7 protein-coding genes are annotated in these 18921 nt (G+C 74.0%); 4 read left to right on the plus strand and 3 right to left on the minus strand.

Annotation, left to right across the window (positions count from 1 at the left end; translation table 11 throughout):
• Positions 1 to 30: 30 nt before the first annotated feature.
• Positions 31 to 3234, minus strand: coding sequence for a M28 family peptidase (locus ACFXDE_RS21575; RefSeq protein WP_380496469.1), 3204 nt, complete (start codon positions 3232 to 3234; stop codon positions 31 to 33).
• A 357-nt stretch (positions 3235 to 3591) separates the two neighbouring features.
• Here ACFXDE_RS21575 and ACFXDE_RS21580 point away from each other — a divergent pair, with 357 nt between their 5' ends.
• The gene (locus tag ACFXDE_RS21580; protein WP_380496470.1) at positions 3592 to 5079 is read left to right on the plus strand and encodes a helix-turn-helix domain-containing protein; all 1488 of its coding nucleotides are present in this window, start codon (positions 3592 to 3594) and stop codon (positions 5077 to 5079) included.
• 16 nt (positions 5080 to 5095) lie between these two features.
• Here the strand turns inward: ACFXDE_RS21580 and ACFXDE_RS21585 are convergent, their stop codons facing one another.
• On the minus strand, positions 5096 to 5530 hold the full coding sequence (locus tag ACFXDE_RS21585) for a hypothetical protein (protein WP_380496471.1): 435 nt from the start codon (positions 5528 to 5530) through the stop codon (positions 5096 to 5098).
• Between the two features lie 248 nt (positions 5531 to 5778).
• Here ACFXDE_RS21585 and ACFXDE_RS21590 point away from each other — a divergent pair, with 248 nt between their 5' ends.
• Positions 5779 to 6240, plus strand: coding sequence for a rhodanese-like domain-containing protein (locus tag ACFXDE_RS21590; protein WP_380496472.1), 462 nt, complete (start codon positions 5779 to 5781; stop codon positions 6238 to 6240).
• Between the two features lie 33 nt (positions 6241 to 6273).
• Here the strand turns inward: ACFXDE_RS21590 and ACFXDE_RS21595 are convergent, their stop codons facing one another.
• Positions 6274 to 7452, minus strand: coding sequence for a cytochrome P450 (locus tag ACFXDE_RS21595; RefSeq protein ID WP_380496473.1), 1179 nt, complete (start codon positions 7450 to 7452; stop codon positions 6274 to 6276).
• 427 nt (positions 7453 to 7879) lie between these two features.
• Between ACFXDE_RS21595 and ACFXDE_RS21600 the strand changes: the two genes are divergently transcribed.
• Entirely contained in the window at positions 7880 to 17221 is a 9342-nt protein-coding gene (locus tag ACFXDE_RS21600) for an amino acid adenylation domain-containing protein (RefSeq protein WP_380496474.1), read from the plus strand.
• Complete coding sequence (locus ACFXDE_RS21605) at positions 17208 to 18908, plus strand: phytoene desaturase family protein (RefSeq protein WP_380496475.1); 1701 nt, start codon at positions 17208 to 17210, stop codon at positions 18906 to 18908. The genes ACFXDE_RS21600 and ACFXDE_RS21605 overlap by 14 nt, the downstream gene beginning before the upstream one ends.
• Positions 18909 to 18921 lie beyond the last annotated feature (13 nt).

The raw sequence follows: 18921 nt of genomic DNA on the forward strand, positions 1-18921 counted from the left end.
GCTCTTTTTCCCCTCTGCGCGTCAGAGACGTCAGATGCGCTGCCAGAGGGCCGGGACGATGGGCGGTTCCCAGCCGACCTGGGCCGTGTGGCCCTGGATGCAGCGGTAGCTTGCGCCGTTGTACGTGACGACGTCGCCGGCCTGGTAGGTGGTGCCGGGGGTCCAGGTGCCGCCGGGGTTGCCGCTCCCGACGGTCAGGGAGTAGGTGGTGGTGTGGGTGGCGGTGCCGGTGCCGGTCACCGTGATGGTGTAGGTGCCGGCGGCGGCCGAGGAGGAGGCGGCGACCGTCATGGTCGACGAGCCGCCGGACTGCACCGAGGCCGGGCTGAAGGAGACCGTCACGCCCGCCGGGGCGCCGCTCGCCGACAGGTTGACCTTCTGCGCGGAGCCGGACGTGGTGGCGGTCGAGACGGAGGCCGTGGCCGAACCGCCGGGCGTCACCGAGCCGTTGGCCGGGCTGACGGACACCGAGAAGTCGTTGGACGGGGCGGTGCCGCCGACCGAGGTCTTCCAGATGGTGTACGCGACGCCGTTGGCGCTGCGCTTCAGGGCCGTCGGGTCGATGTTGCCGCTGGTGTCGCAGGACTGGTGGTAGCAGGAGTCGTAGGACTGGTTCGCGGTGCCGCCCCACTTGGCCGCCTGCGCCGCCGTCTTGACGGCGTCCGCGCCGGCCGCGTAGCCGGAGGTGGCGATGCCGGCCTGCTGGAAGGAGTAGTCGTCGGAGCGGCCCTGGCCCTCGACGTTCTCCTCGGGCTGGAGGTTGAGCGAGTCCCAGTACGCCTTCATGGGGGCGGCGGGCGCGGTGGTGATGTTGTTGATGAAGTAGCCGGCGTTGGGCGAGCCGACCATGTCGAAGTTGTAGTAGGCCTTGATCGCGGAGCGCTGGGCGGAGCTCAGCTGGCCGACGTAGGAGCGGGAGCCCTGGAGGCCCTGCTCCTCGCCGGTCCACCAGGCGAAGCGGACGTGCCTGGTCATGGCCGGGTTCTGCTGGGCGAGGGCGAGGGCGTTCTCCAGCAGGGTGGCCGAGCCGGAGCCGTTGTCGTTGATGCCGGGGCCGGCCTGGACGCTGTCGAGGTGGGCGCCGAGCATGGTGACCTGGTCGGCGGGGCCGCCCGGCCAGTCGGCGACCAGGTTGCTGGAGGGGTAGTCGCAGGAGCTGCAGGTCTGTTCGGCGACGGTGTAGCCGGCGGCCTGGAGCTTGCCCTTGATGTACGCGACGGACTGGCTGTGGCCGGCGCTGCCGGCCCGGCGGTTGCCGCCGTTCTGGTCGGCGATGGTGTTGAGCTGGGCGAGGTCGGCCTGGATCTTCGCGACGTCGATGTCGGGCGCGGGTCCGCCGGGCGTGCCGCCGCCGACCGTCAGGGTGTACTGGGCGGTGTGGGTGGCCGCGCCGGCGGTGCCGGTGACGGTGATGACGTACGTCCCGGCCGGGGCGCCCGAGGAGGCGGACAGGGTCAGGGTCGCGGAGGAGCCGGTCTGCACGGAGGACGGCGAGACGGTGGCCGTGACGCCGGCCGGCGCGCCGGAGGCGGTCAGGCCGACGTTCTGCGCGGTGCCCGAGGTGACGGCCGTGCTGACCGTCGCCGTGGTCGAGGAGCCGGGCTGGACGGAGCCGGACGCCGGGCCGAGGGCGAGCGAGAAGTCGTTGTTGCCGGACGGCGTGCAGCTCGGGTCGCCGCTCTGCGCGGGCACGCTGACCGCGTCCCAGGCCGCCTTGGTGCGGTTGTAGAAGCCGCAGGTGGGGTCGAGGTTCTTGGCGGCGGTCAGGGTGGTGGTGCGGTAGCGCTTGTACGTCATGCCGCTGGTCTTGAGCAGCATGCCGCCGTAGAAGACCTGCCCGGCCTGCTTGACGCCGATGCCGGTGACCGAGGAGCCGTTGCAGGTGGGGCTCGCGGGCTTGCCGCCACCGGGGTTGGAGCCGAGGCTCAGCAGGTAGAACCAGTGGTTGAGCGGGCCGGCCGCCGCGTGCACCTCGGTGCTCGGGATCGAGGAGGAGTAGCAGTCGGGGTCGTTGTTGACGAGCGAGGGCTGGTAGAGGCTGCGGATCGGGCCCTGGCCGAGCAGGTTGGCCTCCCGGCCGACCTGGTAGTCGGGGTAGTCGTAGGGCGAGGGCTGGTTGGCGTACTCCTTGGTGAGCGCGCCGAAGATGTCGCCGGTGCCCTCGCCGAGGCCGTTCTCGTTGTTGGCGCCGCCGGGAGTGTACTGGTCGATGCCGTGCCCGAACTCGTGGCCGACGACGTCCTGCGCGGCGATCCACTCGCCGCCCTGGTTGTGGCCGATGGAGACGGAGCTGCCGTCCCAGTAGGCGTTGACGTCGTTCAGGCCCATCTTGACCGGCCAGCTGCCGCCGTTGCCGTCGTGGCCGTTGCGTCCGAGCCAGTCGCGGAGCATGTTCCACTCGGTCTGGGCGGCCCACATGGCGTCGCCGCAGCCGGTCTCCCTGCTGGACGGGTCGCCGGTGCCCCAGGAGTCGGAGGACTTGGTGAGCACCTGCCCGGTGTCGTAGTCGGAACAGCTGAGGCCGGGCCGGTTGGGGTCGCGCAGGCTGTACGAGCCGCCGGAGTTGGTGGTGTTGATGGTGAGCGGCCCGGGGCCGTTCCACTTGCTGTTGACGGTGCCCGCGCGGACGTCGTCGTAGGTGTCGATCACCTCGCCGGTGGCGGCGTCGACGAACACGTGCAGCTTGCTGGGCGCGCTGTCGGTGCGGCCGGTCAGGACGGTCTCCCAGGCGAGCCGTCCGGCGCCGTCCTTGACCCGGACGACGAGCCGGCGCGTGTCCACCGAGTCGACGGCGGCGAGCCGGGTGCGGGCCGTCTGCTCCGCGTGCGCGGCGCTCACCTGCGGGGTCGTCGAGCCGCCGACCGGGCCGGTGGCCGCGGACTGGAGGCCCTGGACGCGCCCCTGGCCGTCGGCTATGACGACGGCGTCGCCGCCGACCACGGGCAGGCCGCGGTAACTGCGCTCGTAGGCGACGGAGTAGAGGCCGTTCAGCCAGGGGGTGACGGTCCGCCGTTCGTACGTCTCGCCGGGGCCCTTGGCGAGGGCGTCCAGGCCGGCCGCCGCGGCGGCGTCGGCGGCGTTGACGGCGGCGGCCAGGGCACTGGGCGGGGCGGCGGAGGGACCTGGGTCCGCGGCGGCGGCCGGCCCGGCGCCGGTGGCGGCGATCAGGCCGGCCAGCACGGTCAGGGTGGTCGCCGTGGTGAGCAACCGGCCCGTGGTCAGTCTGCGTTGCATCGAGGCTCCTCGAACGTGGGGGTCCTCGACCGCGGACGGCGTGGTGGTGCGGGGTGGTGCGTGGAGCTGCGTTCCGCGGGCCGCGTCTGGGGGACGGCCGTTCGCTGCGGGCCGTCCGCGCTCGGGTGCCGGAACCCTCACATGTCGTCATGGCCGGGTCAATGGGCGGTGCGGAGGTGCCCAAGGGTTGGCAAATTCCGTCAAGGCGCCGGGGGTCCGCCCGGGGTCGTCCGGAAGCCCGAATTGGTTGAGACCACGTCATGTACGGATCGCGTGCCGTCGAGTACCGTCCTCATCGTCGGACGGTCCGTGAACGTTCCGGGGGCCGGGGTTGGAGCGCTACCGCGGGAGGCAGCCGTGCACCGGAACCGGGTGGCCGCGCCCCAGCCGTCGACGACCCAGCCGTCGACGCCCAGGCCGTCCGCACCCCAGCCGTCGACGCCCCAACCGGACGGGCCCTGGCGCGAGTTCGGCGCCCGGCTGCGCCACTGGCGGCGGCGGGCCGGACTCACCCAGGCCCAGCTCGGCGCCGGCATCGGCTACGACCACACCGCCGTCAGCAAGATCGAGCACGGCACCCGCCGGGTCACCCCGCGCGTCGCCGACCGGCTCGACGACCTCCTCGCCGCCGGGGGTGAACTGCGCGGCGCCCTCGCGCGGGCCGAGGAGGCCGAACTCAACGCCGCCGTCCTGCCGTTCGCCCCCGGCCTCACCCGCCCGCCGCTGCCCGGCGACCCCGACGAGCGCGGCCCGCAAGCCCCGTGGTGCGCGCCGCCGCGCCGCCTGCCCGACTACGGACTGCTCTGCCCCCTCCACGGCGCAGACGGCTGCGCCGTGCCCGCTCCCGCCGAACTCGCCGCCCTGCACGCCGGGTTCTGCGCGGCCGACCCCGCCGCCCCGCCACCCCTGGACGCCGACACCGCACACGCCCTCACCGGGCTCCTCGCCGCCCGGCTGCGCTCCGGCGAGACCGCCGCCCACCCCGGCCTCGCCGCCGCCGTCGAGCGGACCCTGCGCGCCGTCCTCGCCCGGCTCGCCTCCGCGTCCGCCTCCGCCGAGCAGCGGCGCCCGCTGGCCCGCCTCGCCGCCGAGTACGCGCACGCCGCCGGCGCGCTGCGCATGCAGGGCGGCCGCAACGCGACCGCCATGGCCTGCTTCGACCGGGCGCTCACCTGGGCCGAACTCGCCGGCGACACGGCCACCCAGGTCGCCGCGCTCAGCGACATGAGCACCCTGGCCCGGCTCGACGGCGACCCGGCGGCCGCCCTCGGCTACGCCCGCGAGACCGGCCGGGTCGCGCCCGGGCGGCACTGGGCGGCGGCGATGGGCCAGATCGGCCGGGCCAGGGCGCACGCGCTGACCGGCGACGTCCGCGAGACCGTCCGGCACATCGGCCGCGCCCGGCTCCACCTCGACCACATCGGGCCGCGCGACGAGGCCGACGCGCCGTGGCTCTCCATCGCCTCCATGCGGATGCGGGTCGAGTCCGGCGCGGCTGCGGCCCTGCGGGATGTTGCCGCCGCCGTCGGCGACCCGGCGCTCGCCCGGCACGCGCTGGCCGCCGCGGAGAGTGCGCTCCAGCTGCTCGGGCCGGCCCAACTGCCGTCCACCCGGCTACTGTTCACCGTCCGGGTCGCGGACTGCCACGCGTGCGCGCACGACCCGCAGACCGCCGTCGCCCTGCTCGGCCGCACGCTGGAACAGGCGCCGGACACGGCCCTGCCGGCGCTCGTCGGATACGAACTCCGAGGCCTGCGCGAGCGCTTGGCTGCGCACCGCCCGGTGGAGGCGCACCGGCTCGCGGAGCTGTCTCATCGACGCTTGACGAGTCTCGCCGAAGTTTGACCGCAGCCGGTCCGTCTCACGGGAGTCTGACCGGGTGGTAGGGCTGCCCGTCGCGGCTGAGATGGAGGCACTGGCCGGTGAGCTTCCAAGCGATGCTGTGCCTGCTCAGCGCCCATGCTTCGGATCCGGTGCGGGCGCTTTCGATCCACTGCCGAAGTTCGGGGAGTGCCTGCTCGCGCAGGATCCGGCGGGCGGCGGCCCGCTCGCCGCTCGGGACGGGGACGACGATGATCCAGACACTCGACCACGAGCGGGGGTGTAGGCCGTTGCCGTAGTTCGAACCGATGGGTGGCGTCCAGGAGGCCGCGAGGATGATCCCGTCGGTCGAGCCGAGGCCGCCGAAGCCGAGCTGCAGGGCATCGGACGGTACCTCTCCGAGGCCGGAGCTGATATCCGTCGACGTGAGGGGCCACGAAAGGTGCCGCGGCAGGCGGCGGTTACGAGCTGGCACGCGCCTGAGCATGGCAGATGACCTGGTGGGAGCGCCCGGGATTTCCAGCCGGCTCCTCGGAGGATCGGTCGAACTTCGGTGAGACGGGACACTCGCGGAGCCGGCGGGGCCCTGAAAGGGGCCCGGGGCGGCCCATCGGGAGCTGGCGGGATCTTGACGAAGACAGGCGATCACGACACTCGTGGGCGGGTCGGGGCGCGGGCCAGGATGAGCACATCACCAGCGGCCACCACCCCAGGAGCACCCCGATGACCAGCGCCGTCCTCTCCGTCCCCGCCGCCGACCCGGCCCTCGCCGCCGCCCACTTCCTCTCCCGCCTCACCTTCGAAGCGGATGTCTCGGACGTGCGCGCCGACCTGCTGGCCGGTGTCCCGGGCCTGGTCGTCGTCGACTCGCGCAGCGAGGTGGCGTGGTCCCAGGGCCGCATCCCGGGCGCCCTGCACCTGCCCACCGCCCGCATCGCGGAGCTGGCCCCGCGGCTGGTCGACCGCGGGGCCACCGTCGTCACCTACTGCTGGGGCCCCGGCTGCAACGGCGCCACCCGGGCCGCCCTCGCCTTCGCCCGCCTCGGCTACCGGGTGAAGGAGATGCTCGGCGGCTTCGAGTACTGGGCCCGCGAGGGCTTCGCGTACGACACCGACAACGGCACCGAGCAGCGGCCGATCGACGACCTGACGGCCCCGCGCTCGGGCATCTCCTGCGCCTGCTGAAGGCTGGTCGGACGCCCGGTCACCCGCCCGGCCTCACCACGTCACCGTGAGCCGGCGCGGGCTGCGGGTGGAGAACACGCAGCGCCACTCGATGGCCTCGACGGGCTCGGCGAGCCGCAGGTCCGGGAGGCGGGTGGCGAGGCGGTGGAGGGCGAGGCGCAGTTCGAGGCGGGAGAGCCAGGCTCCCAGGCAGTGGTGCGGTCCGGCGCTGAAGGCCAGGGTCGTGGCCTCCAGCGGTTCGAAGAGTCCGTCGGCCAGGCCGGTGGCGAAGACCTCCGGGTCCTGGTCGGCGCTCGCCCGGTCGACGATCACCACCGCGCCGGCCGGGATCGTCACCCCGCCGACCACCGTCTCCCGGACGGACCGGCGCAGGGCGCCCTGCCCGTCGCCGAGCGGGATGGTGTGCAGCAGCCGGTCGGCGGCCGCCTGGGCGGCGTCCTCCGAGGTGAGCCGCGGCCAGGCGTCCGGGCGCTCGTCGAGCAGGTAGACCAGGAAGTTGCCGAGCGTGGCGACGGTCGTCTCGTGGCCGCCGGCGATCAGCCCGCAGATCAGCTTGACCATGCGCTCCTCGGAGACGCCGCCCTGCTGGTCGGCCGCCGCCACCATGCGGCTGACCAGGTCCTCCCCGGGCTCGCGCCGCCGCCGGTCCAGGAGTTCGGCGGCGAAGGCGTAGAACTCGGCCAGTACCACCCGGACTTCGTCGACGGGTTGGCTGCGGTCGGCGAACAGGTGGTCGGTCCAGTGGCGCAGCCGCTGCCGGTCGACGTCCTCCACGCCCATCAGGCGGCTGATCACGTCGACCGGCAGCGGCATGGTGAGCGAGGCGACCAGGTCGGCCGGGGGGCCCTGGTCGACGACGTCCTCGACGAGCCGCTCGACCACGGAGGTCAGCCAGGGCGTCCACGCGTCGATGGCCTTGCGGGTGAAGGCCTGCTGCATGAGGGCGCGCAGCTGCCGGTGCTCCGGGCCGTCGATGTTGCTGATGAAGCCGGGATCGCCCTCCAGGCCGGAGACGGAACCGAGCGAGGGGGCGTCCGGCGCGAACAGCGCGGCCCGCCCGAACGCCGGGTCGGTGAGCACCTGCCGGACGTCGGGGTAGCGGGTGATCAGCCAGGCGGGCGTGCCGTTGGGCAGCGCGGTGAGCCGGGGCGCGCCGTGCGCGGCGGGCTTGCGGCGGTGCAGGGGAATCAGCGTGCGCTCATCGATGGACATGGATCCTCCGGCGGCCCCGCGGGTGGGGGTTCGTGGCCAATGGTCTGGAACCAGCTTTGCCGGGGTGTGCACGATCGATCCAGAAGATCGTCAAAGACGCTCTGGAATATTCCGCCATTCGTGTAATCCGCACGTCGAATCAGCTTCGTAGTGGGTGGGTCGGGCTAGCATCACTGGCGTTTCCGTTCGTCCGCCATCGAAAAGCCTGGGAGCGCGTGCTGTCCGCCATTGCCCGTCGGGTCAGATGTCCGCTTCCATCCGTCTCTGCCGGATTATTCGGGGCGTGAGAAATCGCACTGTGCCCGCCGGCAGTAGTGATCGGATTGTCTTAGGAATCGGATTTCCATAGGACCGCGTGTTCGCAGTCGAAACGAGTTTCTCCGTCCAGGGAATTTCGTGAACGCGAACCGAACCCCCGGATTGGACCATGACCTCCTCGCCCCTCGACGTGCCCAGCGAACGGATCGCGATCACCGGGATCGGCTGCCGCCTGCCCGGCCACGCCAACGACCACCGGTCGTACTGGCGCAACCTGCTGGCGGGCCGGGACTGTCTCGTCCCGACGCCGGCCGACCGCTACGACGTCGCGTCGCTGGGCAGCCGGGACCGGGCCAAACCGGGGCGGCTGATCGGCGGCCGGGGCGGGTACATCGACGGCTTCGACACCTTCGACCCGGAGTTCTTCGGCATCAGCCCGCGCGAGGCCGCCTACATGGACCCGCAGCAGCGCAAGCTGCTGGAGGTCGCCTGGGAGGCGCTGGAGGACGGCGGGCAGCGGCCGTCGGAGCTCGCGGGCCGGGACGTCGGGGTGTACGTCGGCGCGTTCACCCTGGACTACAAGATCCTCCAGTTCGCCGACCTGGGCTTCGAGACGCTCGCCGCGCACACCGCCACCGGCACCATGATGACGATGGTGTCGAACCGGATCTCGCACTGCTTCGACTTCCGCGGCCCGAGCGTCTCGATCGACACCGCGTGCAGCTCCTCCCTGGTCGCGGTGCACCTGGCCTGCCAGAGCCTGCTCCGCGGCGAGACCGAACTCGCCCTGGCCGGCGGCACGTTGCTGCACATGGCGCCGCAGTACACGATCGGCGAGACGAAGGGCGGGTTCCTCTCGGCGGACGGCCGCTCGCGGGCCTTCGACGCCGCCGCCGACGGGTACGTGCGGGCCGAGGGCGTCGGCGTGGTGGTGCTCCGCCGGCTGTCGGACGCGCTGCGCGACGGCGACCCGGTGCACGCGGTGATCATCGGCAGCGGCGTCAACCAGGACGGCCGCACCAACGGCATCACCGTGCCGCGGGCGGACGCCCAGGTCACGCTGATCGAGCGGGTGTGCGCCGAGGCCGGGGTGCGGCCCGGCGGCCTGCAGTACGTCGAGGCGCACGGCACCTCGACCCCGGTCGGCGACCCGATCGAGGCCAATGCGCTCGGCCGGGTGCTCGCGGTCGGGCGGCGGCCGGGGGAACGCTGCTACGTCGGCTCGGTCAAGACCAACATCGGGCACGCCGAGTCCGCCGCCGGAGTGGCCGGGCTGATCAAGACGGCGCTGGCGCTCGAACACCGGCGGATCCCGCCGCACATCAACCTGGAGCGGCCGAACCCCGACATCGACCTCGACGTGCTGCCGTTCGAGATCCCGCGCACCGCCGTCGACTGGCCCGAGCACGAGGGGCCGGCGCGGGCGGGGGTCAACTCCTTCGGCTTCGGCGGCACCAACGCGCACGTCCTGCTGGAGGAGCCGCCGCCGCGCGAGCCCGTCGCCCCGGATCCCGCGGCACTGCCCGCGCCGGCGTGCACGGTGCTACCGCTGAGCGCCCGCGACGCGGCCGCACTGCCCGAGCTGGCCGCCGGCATCCGCCGTGAACTCGCCGACGGCACGGACCTCGTGGACCTCGCGCACACCCTCGCGCACCGGCGCGAGCACCTGCCCGAGCGCCTCGCCGTCGCGTACGCCTCCCGGGAGTCCCTGGACGAGGCGCTGGCGGCGTACGAGCGCGGCGAACCGCACCCCCGGGTGGTCCAGGGGCGGGCCCGCGAGCGCCGACAGCGCCGGCTGGCCTGGGTGTTCACCGGCATGGGGCCGCAGTGGTGGGCGATGGGCCGGGGGCTGTACGCGAGCGAGCCGGTCTACCGCGAGGCCGTCGACGCGTGCGACCGGGAGATTCGCGCGCAGGCCGGGTGGTCGCTGCTCGACGAACTCGCCCGCGGCGAGGACGAGTCGCGGATGGCCGAGACCTGGCTCGCGCAGACCGCCAACTTCGCTCTCCAGGTCGGTCTTTCGGCACTGTGGCGGAGCCGCGGCCTACGGCCGGACGCGGTCGTCGGGCACAGCACCGGCGAGGTCGCCGCGTTCCACGAGGCCGGGGTGTACGACCTGGCCGACGCCGTCACGGTGGTGCTGCACCGCAGCCGCCTCCAGCACCGCCTCGCCGGGACGGGCACGATGCTCGCCGTCGGCCTGCCGGAGGCCGACGCGGAGCGCCGGATCCGCCCGCACCGCGAGCGGGTGTCGCTGGCGGCCGTGAACGGGCCGAGCGCGGTCACCCTCGCGGGCGACGCCGACGCGCTCGGCGCCCTCGCCGAGGAACTGCGGCAGGAGCGGGTGTTCGCGAAGTTCCTGGACGTCGAAGTCCCCTACCACAGCGTGCGGATGGACCCGATCCGCGAGGAGCTGCTGACGGCGCTCGCGGGCATCAAGCCGCGCGCGGCGCAGGTGCCGCTCTACCTGACCGCCGACGAGGGCCGCGCCCTCGGGCCCGAGCTGGACGCCGCGTACTGGTGGCGCAACGTCCGCCACCCGGTGCGCTTCAAGGCCGCCGTCGAGCTGATGGCCGAGGACGGGTACGGGCTGTACCTGGAGGTCGGCCCGCACCCGGTGCTCGGCCACGCGATCCGCGAGTGCCTGGCGGACCGCGACCCGGACGTCCGCGCGCTGCCCTCCGTCCGCCGCCGCGAGGACGAGCCCGAGCGCGTCACCCGCACCCTCGCCGAGCTGCACACCCTCGGGGTGGAGCCGTCCTGGGCGGCCCTCCACCCGGCCGGCCGCCCGGTGCCGCTGCCCTGCTACCCGTGGCGGCGCGACCGGTACTGGGCCGAGCCGAAGCCGGTCGAGCAGGTCCGGCGCGGCGAGTCGGACCACCCGCTGCTCGGCCGCCGGACCGCCGCCGCGCAGCCCACCTGGGAGAACGCGCTCGACGTCGAGAAGCTGCCGTACCTGTCCGACCACCGCATCGAGGGCAGCGCGGTGTTCCCGGCCGCGGGCTACCTGGAGATGGCCGCCCAGGCCGTCCGGACGCTGACCGGCGGGACGGACGCGGTGCTCGCCGACGTCGACCTCGCCCGGGCGCTGGTGCTCTCCGACGCGGAGCCCACCAGGGCGCAGTTCTCCTTCCTCCCGGACGACGGCCGGTTCGGCGTCGCGTCGCTGCCCGCCGGCGGCGACCCGGTGGTGCACGCGAGCGGCCGGATCCGCACCGGCCAGCGCCGCGCCCACGGGCCCGCGCTCGACGCCGACGCCGTCCGCGCGCGCGGCACCCGTCACGGGAAGGCCGACTGCTACCGCGCGCTGGCCGCCCGGGGCTACCACTACGGCCCCGCCTTTCAGGCCGTCGACGAGGTGTGGACGGCACCCGGCGAGGCGCTCGCCCGGATCAGCCCCACGGTCGAGGACGCCGCCGGCCACCACGTGCACCCGGTGCTGCTCGACGCGTGCTTCCAGACGCTCCTCGCCGCCCAGGTGCTCCAGGGCGACGGCGACGGCGTGCGGCTGCCGGTGTCGATCGGCGAGGTGCGCCTCGGCCCGGTCGGCGACCAGCCGGTCTGGGCCCACGCGACCGTCACCCGCGACACCGGGGACGAGCTCCTCGGCGATCTCGCCGTGTACGCCGAGGACGGCGCCCCGCTCGGCCGGATCACCGGCTTCCGCGTCGCCGACGTCGCCCGCGCCGCCTCTTCCGTCGGCCTCGCCACCATCGACGGCTGGCTCACCGAACTCGCCTGGGCGGAGGCACGGGAGTCCGAGGAGGCGCAGGGGCCCGAGGAGGCCGGGGAGTCCGAGGAGACCGACGCCGGAGGCCTCGTCCTGCTCGCCGACGCGGGCGGCCTCGCCGAACGCCTGGCCGCCCGGGCGGGGGAGCGCGGCATCCGCTGCCACCTCGTGCGGCCCGGCGACGGCTACCGGCACACCCCCGAAGGCTCCACCGTCCGCCCCGAGGCGGCCGAGGACTTCACCCGCCTCCTCGCCGACCTCGACCCCGCGTTCCGTACGGTCGCCCACCTCTGGAACCTCGACCAGCCCCGCCTGGACGACTCCCTCCACACCGACCTCGACCGCCTGGCCGGCCTCGGCGCCTACTCGCTCGTCGCCCTCGCCCAGGCCCTGCCCGACGCGCGACCGGACGGACGGCTGCACATCGTCACCCGTGGCACCCAGGCCACCGGCCCCGACGACCGCGTCGAACCGCTCGGCGCCCCCGCCTGGGGCCTCGGCCGGGTGCTGTGGCAACAGGAACTCGTCGCCCAGCGCGGCACGTTGATCGACCTGGACGGTGCCACCGGGCACGGAAGGCCGATCGGCCTCGACGCCCCCACGGACCTGCTCGACGAGGTCGACGCGCTGCTGCGCGAACTGACCGCGTCGGCCGCCCACGGCGAGCAGGAGATCGCCCTGCGCAGCGGCCGCCGCCTCACCAGCCGGCTGCGCCCCGCGGAGGGGCTCACCAAGCCGCTGCCGCTGAGCCTGCGGCCCGACGGCAGCTACCTCGTCACCGGGGCGTTCGGCGCCCTCGGCCGGCTGCTGTGCCGCACCCTCGTGCGGCGCGGCGCCCGGCGGCTGATCCTGCTCGGCCGCACCGCCTTGCCCGAGCGCGACCAGTGGCGGCACACCGACCCCGACAGCCCGGCCGGTGCCCGCATCGCCTTCCTGCGCGAGCTGGAGGCACTCGGCGCCGAGGCCCTCGTGGCGCCGGTGGACGTCACCGACGAGACCGCCCTCGGCGCCTGGCTCGCCGACTACCGGGACCGCCAACTCCCGCCCGTCCGAGGCGTGTTCCACCTCGCCGGACAGGTCCGCGACACCCTGCTCCCGCAGATGGACCGCGCGGCCTTCGACGCCGGCTACCTGCCCAAGGTGGCCGGCGGCCACCTCCTGCACCGGCTGCTCCGCGACGAACCGCTCGACCACTTCGTGCTGTTCGCCTCCGTCGCCTCCCTGCTCACCACCGCCGGACAGACCAACTACGCGGCGGGCAACGCCTTCCTGGACGCGCTCGCCCACCACCGCCGCGCCGACGGCCTGCCCGCGATCAGCCTCGACTGGGGCCCGTGGGCCACCGGCATGATCGAGGAGCTCGGCCTCGTCGCCCACTACCGGGACGCCCGCGGCATGAGCTCGCTCCCGCCCGAGGCCGGCACCGCCGTCCTGGAACGGGTGATCGGGCAGGACCGGGCCCAGCTGCTCGTCGCGACCGTCGTCGACTGGCCGGTCTTCCTCGCCTGGTACCCCGCGCCGCCGCCGCTCGTCGCCGACCTCGCGGCCGGCGCCGCCGAACCCGCCCAGGCCGAGACCGGCGGGCTCCTGGCCGCCTTCCGCGCCGCCGACCCGGCGGGCCGCCGTGCCTTGGTCGCCGAGCGCTTCGCCGCCGCCGTCGCCGCGGTGCTGCGGATCGGTGCCGAGCGGATCGACGAGGACACCCGGCTCGGCGCGCACGGCCTGGACTCGCTGCTCGCCATGGAGCTGCGAGCCCGCGTCCTCGGCGAACTCGGCGTCGCGCTGCCGGTGGTGGCCCTGCTGAGCAACGGCCCGGCCGGCGAACTGCTGGACCTCCTGCACGACGGCCTCGCCGCCCTGGCCGCCGACGACGGCACGGCCGCGCGCGCGGCCGTCGACCTGCACACCGACGAGCGGTGCTACCCGCTCACCCACAACCAGAAGGCGCTCTGGTTCCTCAAGCAGCTCCACCCCGACGGCTTCGCCTACAACATCGGCGGAGCCGTCGAGGTCCGCACCGCGATCGACCCCGGGCTGTTCGCCGAGGCCTTCCGCGCCGTCGTCGCCCGCCACCCCGCGCTGCGCGCCGCCTTCACCGCGGAGGAGGGCCGCCCGGTGCAGCGGATCCGGGACGAGGCCGTCGTCGACACGGCGCTGGTCGACGTCGAGGGCCGGCCCTGGGCGGAGGTCCAGGACCTGATCGTCGCGGAGTACCGCAAGCCGTACGACCTGGAGCGCGACCCGCTGGTGCGGCTGCGGATGTTCCGGCGCGGGCCGGAGCACTGGGTGCTGATGAAGGCCGTCCACCACATCGTGTCGGACGCGATCTCGACGTTCACCTTCATCGAGGAGCTGTTCGAGGTCTACGAGGCGCTGACGGCGGGCCGCACGCCCGAGCTGCCGCCGGTGCCCGCCCGCTACCTCGACTTCCTCAACCACCAGAACCGCTTCCTGGCCGGTCCCGAGGCCCGCCGGATGCTCGACTACTGGCGCGGCCACCTGCCCGCCGAGGTGCCGATCCTCAGCCTGCCCACCGACCGGCCCCGGCCGGCCGTGCAGACGCACAACGGCGCGTCGGTCTTCTTCCAGCTGGACGCCGAGCTCAGTGCGCGCGTGCACGAGCTGGCCCGCGCGCACAACGCCACGCCGTTCATGGTCCTGCTGAGCGCGTACTACCTGCTGCTGAACCGCTGGTCCGGGCAGGAGGACATCATCGTCGGCAGCCCGGTGACCGGGCGCACGCAAGAGGAATTCGCCTCCGTCTACGGGTACTTCGTCAACCCGCTGCCGCTGCACGTGAGCCTGGCCGGGGAGCCGACGGTCGCCGAGCTGCTGGGGCGGGTCCGGGAGACGGTGCTCGGCGGGCTGGACAACCAGGAGTACCCGTTCGTGCTGCTGGTCGAGCAGTTGGGGCTCCAGCACGACCCCAGCCGCTCGGCGGTGTTCCAGGCGATGTTCATCCTGCTCACCCACAAGGTCGCCGTCGAGCGCGACGGCTACCGCCTCGACTACATCGAACTGCCCGAGGAGGAGGGACAGTTCGATCTGACGCTCTCCGCCTACGAGGAGGCGGCGGACGGCTGCTTCCACTGCGTGTTCAAGTACAACTCCGACCTCTTCGACGCCCCGACCGTCGAGCGGATGGCCGGGCACTACCGCAACCTCGTGGACGCCATGACGCGCGCCGCCGCCGAGCGGCCCACCGACCGGCTGCCGATGCTCGGCGCGGACGAACGGCGGCTCGTGCTCACCGAGTTCAGCGGCACCGGACGCGTCCTGGAGCACGACGTGCCGCTGCCCGACCTGTTCGCCAAGGCCGCCGCAGAACACCCCGAGGCCGTCGCCGTGGTGGCGCCCGGCCGCACGGGGCCCGGCGAGGCGCGGCGGCTCACCTACGCGGAGCTCGACCACCGCTCCCAGCGGGCCGCCCTGCGGCTGCGCGAACTCGGCGTGCGGGAGGGCTCGGTGGTGGCGGTCTGCCTGGCCAAGTCGCCCGAGCTGATCGGCACGCTGCTCGCGGTCTGGCGGGCGGGCGCCGCCTACCTGCCGCTCGACCCCGGGCACCCGGCCGACCGCCTCGCCTACCAGGTCGCGGACGCGGGCGCCGTCCTCGTCGTCGTCGACCAGGAGCTCCCGGCCCCGGCGGGGCTGCCCGTCCCGCTGGTGACCCTGGAGGACCTGGCGGTTTCGGCGGCCGAGGACGCCCCGCTGCCCGGCACCGACCCGGACCGGCCCGCGTACGTGATCCACACCTCCGGCTCGACCGGCCGCCCGAAGGCCGTCCGGGTGGCCCACCGCAGCCTCGCCGCGGTGGCCGCGGGCTGGCGGGCCGAGTACCGGCTGGACACCGACGTCCGGGTGCACCTGCAGATGGCCGGCGTCTCCTTCGACGTCTTCACCGGCGACCTCGCCCGGGCGCTCGGCTCGGGCGGCACGCTCGTCCTGGTCGACCGCGAGCTGCTCTTCGACCCCGCCCGGCTGTACCGGACGATGCGCGAAGAGGGCGTCGACGGCGGTGAGTTCGTCCCGGCGGTGGCCCGCGCCCTGCTCGCCCACTGCGAGCGCGAGGACCTGCGGCTGGACTTCCTGCGGCTGCTGGTCGTCGGCTCCGACCTCTGGAAGGCCGGCGAGCACGCCCGGCTGAGCGCCCTGTGCGGCCCGCGGACCCGGGTGGTCAACTCCTACGGCCTGACCGAGGCCACCGTGGACAGCACCTACTTCGAGGGGCTGGTGGACGCCCTGGAACCGGGCCGGATGGTGCCCATCGGGCGGCCGTTCCCCAACAGCGCGCTCTACATCCTCGACCGTCACGGCGAGCCGGTGCCGCCGGGTGTCCCCGGCGAACTGTGGATCGGCGGCGCGGGCGTGGCCGACGGGTACCCGAACGACCCCGGGCAGACCGCCGAGCGCTTCACCACCCTCGACCTGGACGGGCCGGTCCGGCTCTACCGCACCGGCGACCTCGGCCACTGGGACGCCGGGGGCACCGCGCACCTGCTCGGCCGGATCGACAACCAGGTGAAGGTGCGCGGCCACCGGATCGAACTCGGCGAGGTGGAGGCCCAGTTGGCCGACCGGGCGGAACTGGCGCAGGTGTGTGTGACGATCCGTCAAGATATGGCGGGCGAGGCCGTCCTGTGCGCGTACTGCGTCCCGGCGGAGGGTTCCGTACTGGACCGCGGCGAGCTGCGGCGCCACCTGTCCGAGCGGCTGCCCACCTTCATGATCCCGTCCTGGTTCACCGAACTGCCCGCCCTGCCGCTGACGTCGAGCGGCAAGGTCGACCTCGCCGCGCTGCCGGAACCGCGCGTCGAGGCCGGCGGGGAGCGGCACGAGCCCCCGGTCACGCTCTACGAGACCCGGATGGCCGCCCACTGGGAGGCGCTGCTCGGGGTGGACGGGGTCGGTCTGCAGGACGACTTCTTCGAACTCGGCGGCAGCTCCATCCGGTTGATCGAACTCATCCACCACCTGCGGACCGAGTTCAACATCGCCGTCCCGGTCGGCCGGCTCTTCGCGGTCACCACCCTGCACGGCATGGCGCGCGCCGTCGAGCAGATCATCACCGGCGAGGCGGCGGGCGGCGAGCCCCACCTGTGGTTCAACCGGGACGCGCCGCCCGAGCGGACGGTGTTCTGCTTCCCGCCCGCCGGCGGGCACGGCCTGGTCTACCGCCAGCTCGCCGCGCACCTGCCCGGCCACCGGATCGCCGCCTTCAACTACCTCTCCGGAGACGACAAGGCGGCCCGGTACGCGGACCTCGTCGAGGCGCTGCACGAGGACGGCCCGTACGTCCTGCTCGGCTACTCGCTCGGCGGCAACCTCGCCTTCGAGGTGGCGAAGGAGCTGGAGCGGCGCGGCCGCGCGGTGAGTGCCGTCGTCGTCCTGGACTCCTACCGGATCACGGAGGCCTACGCGCTCGGCGAGGAGCACCTCGCCGCGTTCGAGCGGGAGCTCCGCGAGCACCTGCACCGGCACACCGGGTCGACGATCGTCGCCCAGGAGACCCTCGAACAGGCCCGGGACTACCTGGAGTTCTGCAGCCGCACACCCAACACCGGTACCGTCGCCGCCCCGCTCACCGTGGTCTGCGACCGCGAGCAGGTGGTCCTCCACACGGGCGGGTCAGGTGGCTCCTGGCAGGGCGCCTCCACCGCCGGCACCGCGGTGCTCGGCGGGCACGGCACCCACGCCGAGATGATGGACGGCGAATTCGCCGCCCGGAACGCCGAGTTGGCGGGCACGATCCTGGCCGGAGGCGGCGCCGATGGCCACGCCTGACCGCGGCCCGGACTGGACCGCCCGGGAGCGCCCTCCCGGCGGCCCGCCCCGGGTGATCGTCATCGGCGCGGGCATCGCGGGCCTCGCCACCGGCTGCTACGCGCAGATGAGCGGCATGGAGACGCGCATCTTCGAGAAGCACGTGCTGCCCGGCGGCTGCTGCACCGCGTGGTCCCGCGACGGCTACCTCTTCGACTACTGCATCGACTGGCTGATCGGCACCGCACCGGGCGCCGGCGGCCACCAGGTGTGGCGCGAACTCGGCGCGCTGGACGGCAAGTCGGTGACCGAGTTCGACGTCTTCAACCGCGTCGTCGACGAGCACGGCCGGGCCGTCACCTTCTACAACGACCCCGACCGGCTCGAACGGCACCTGCTGGAGACCTCCCCGGCCGACGCGCCGCTGATCCGCTCCTTCTGCAAGGACTTCCGCCGCTTCGCCGCGCTCGACCTGCCCTGGGAGGTCACGCCCCCGCCACTGCGGACGGCGGCCCAGCGCCTGCGCACCGCGCGCGCCGTCCTGCCCGCGTTCCGGCTGTTCTGGCGCACCGCGACCACCCCGATGCGGGGCTTCGCCGACCGCTTCCAGGACCCGCTGCTCCGGCGGGCCCTGCCCAACATGTTCCTCCAGGAGCCGGCCGGCTTCCCGCTGCTGCCGTACCTGTACACGCTGGCCGCCGCGCACAACGGCAACGCCGGTTTCCCGCAGGGCGGTTCGCTCGGGCTGGCCCGCTCGGTGGAGGAGCGCTACACCTCGCTCGGCGGGGTGGTCGGCTACCGCCGCCGGGTCGAGCGGATCCTGGTCGAGGACGGCCGGGCGGTCGGGGTGCGGCTGCGGGACGGCAGCACGCACTACGCCGACCACGTGGTGTCCGCGTGCGACGGCCCGACCACCGTCGACCGCCTGCTGGAGGGCCGCTGGACGAGCCCGACGGCGGACCGGCTCTACCACGAACTCCTCGACATCCCGGGCAACTTGTACCCGGCCGCCGTCTCGGTCTTCGTCGGCGTCGACGGCCCGCTGCCGCCCGGCGGGGCGCACAGCACCACGTACCTGCTCACCCCCGAGGAGGGCGCCCGACTGCCCGGCGCGCTCCAGGACAGCCTCGTGGTGCAGCTGCGTTCGCGCTACGGCGACGGGTTCGCGCCGCCGGGCAAGTCGATCCTGCACTGCATGTACTTCAGCGACCACGCCTCGTGGAAGGCGCTCCGCGCGGCCGACCGCCGGGCGTACCGCGCCAGGAAGCAGGAAGTCGCCGACTTCGTGCGGGAGTTCCTGGAGCGGACGCACCCGGGGCTGGCGGGCCGGATCGAGCTGCTCACCGTGGCCTCGCCCGTCACGACCGAGCGGTTCACCGGCAACACCTACGGCAGCATCCTCGCCTGGCAGGCGTTCTCCGACGCCGAGGACGCCGCCAACCGGCTGGTCAACAAGGACCGCATGCGGCTGCCGGGGCTGAGCGGCTTCTCGATGGCGGGCCAGTGGGTCGGCATGGGCGGCCTGATCCGGGCGGCCACCAGCGGGCGGTTCGCCGTCCAGTACCTCTGCCGGGAACTCGGCCTGGAGTTCCGGGCCTGGCCCAGCGACGACCAGGAGCCCTGGCACCCCGGCAACTGGGGCCGGGTGCCGCGGCTCGGCCGGGCGGACCTCGGGGCCGTGGAGACGACCGTGGGAGCGGCGGAATGAGTTCGACGACCAG

The sequence above is a fragment of the Kitasatospora sp. NPDC059408 genome, assembly GCF_042751525.1.
In the GTDB taxonomy this organism is placed as follows: Bacteria; Actinomycetota; Actinomycetes; order Streptomycetales; family Streptomycetaceae; genus Kitasatospora.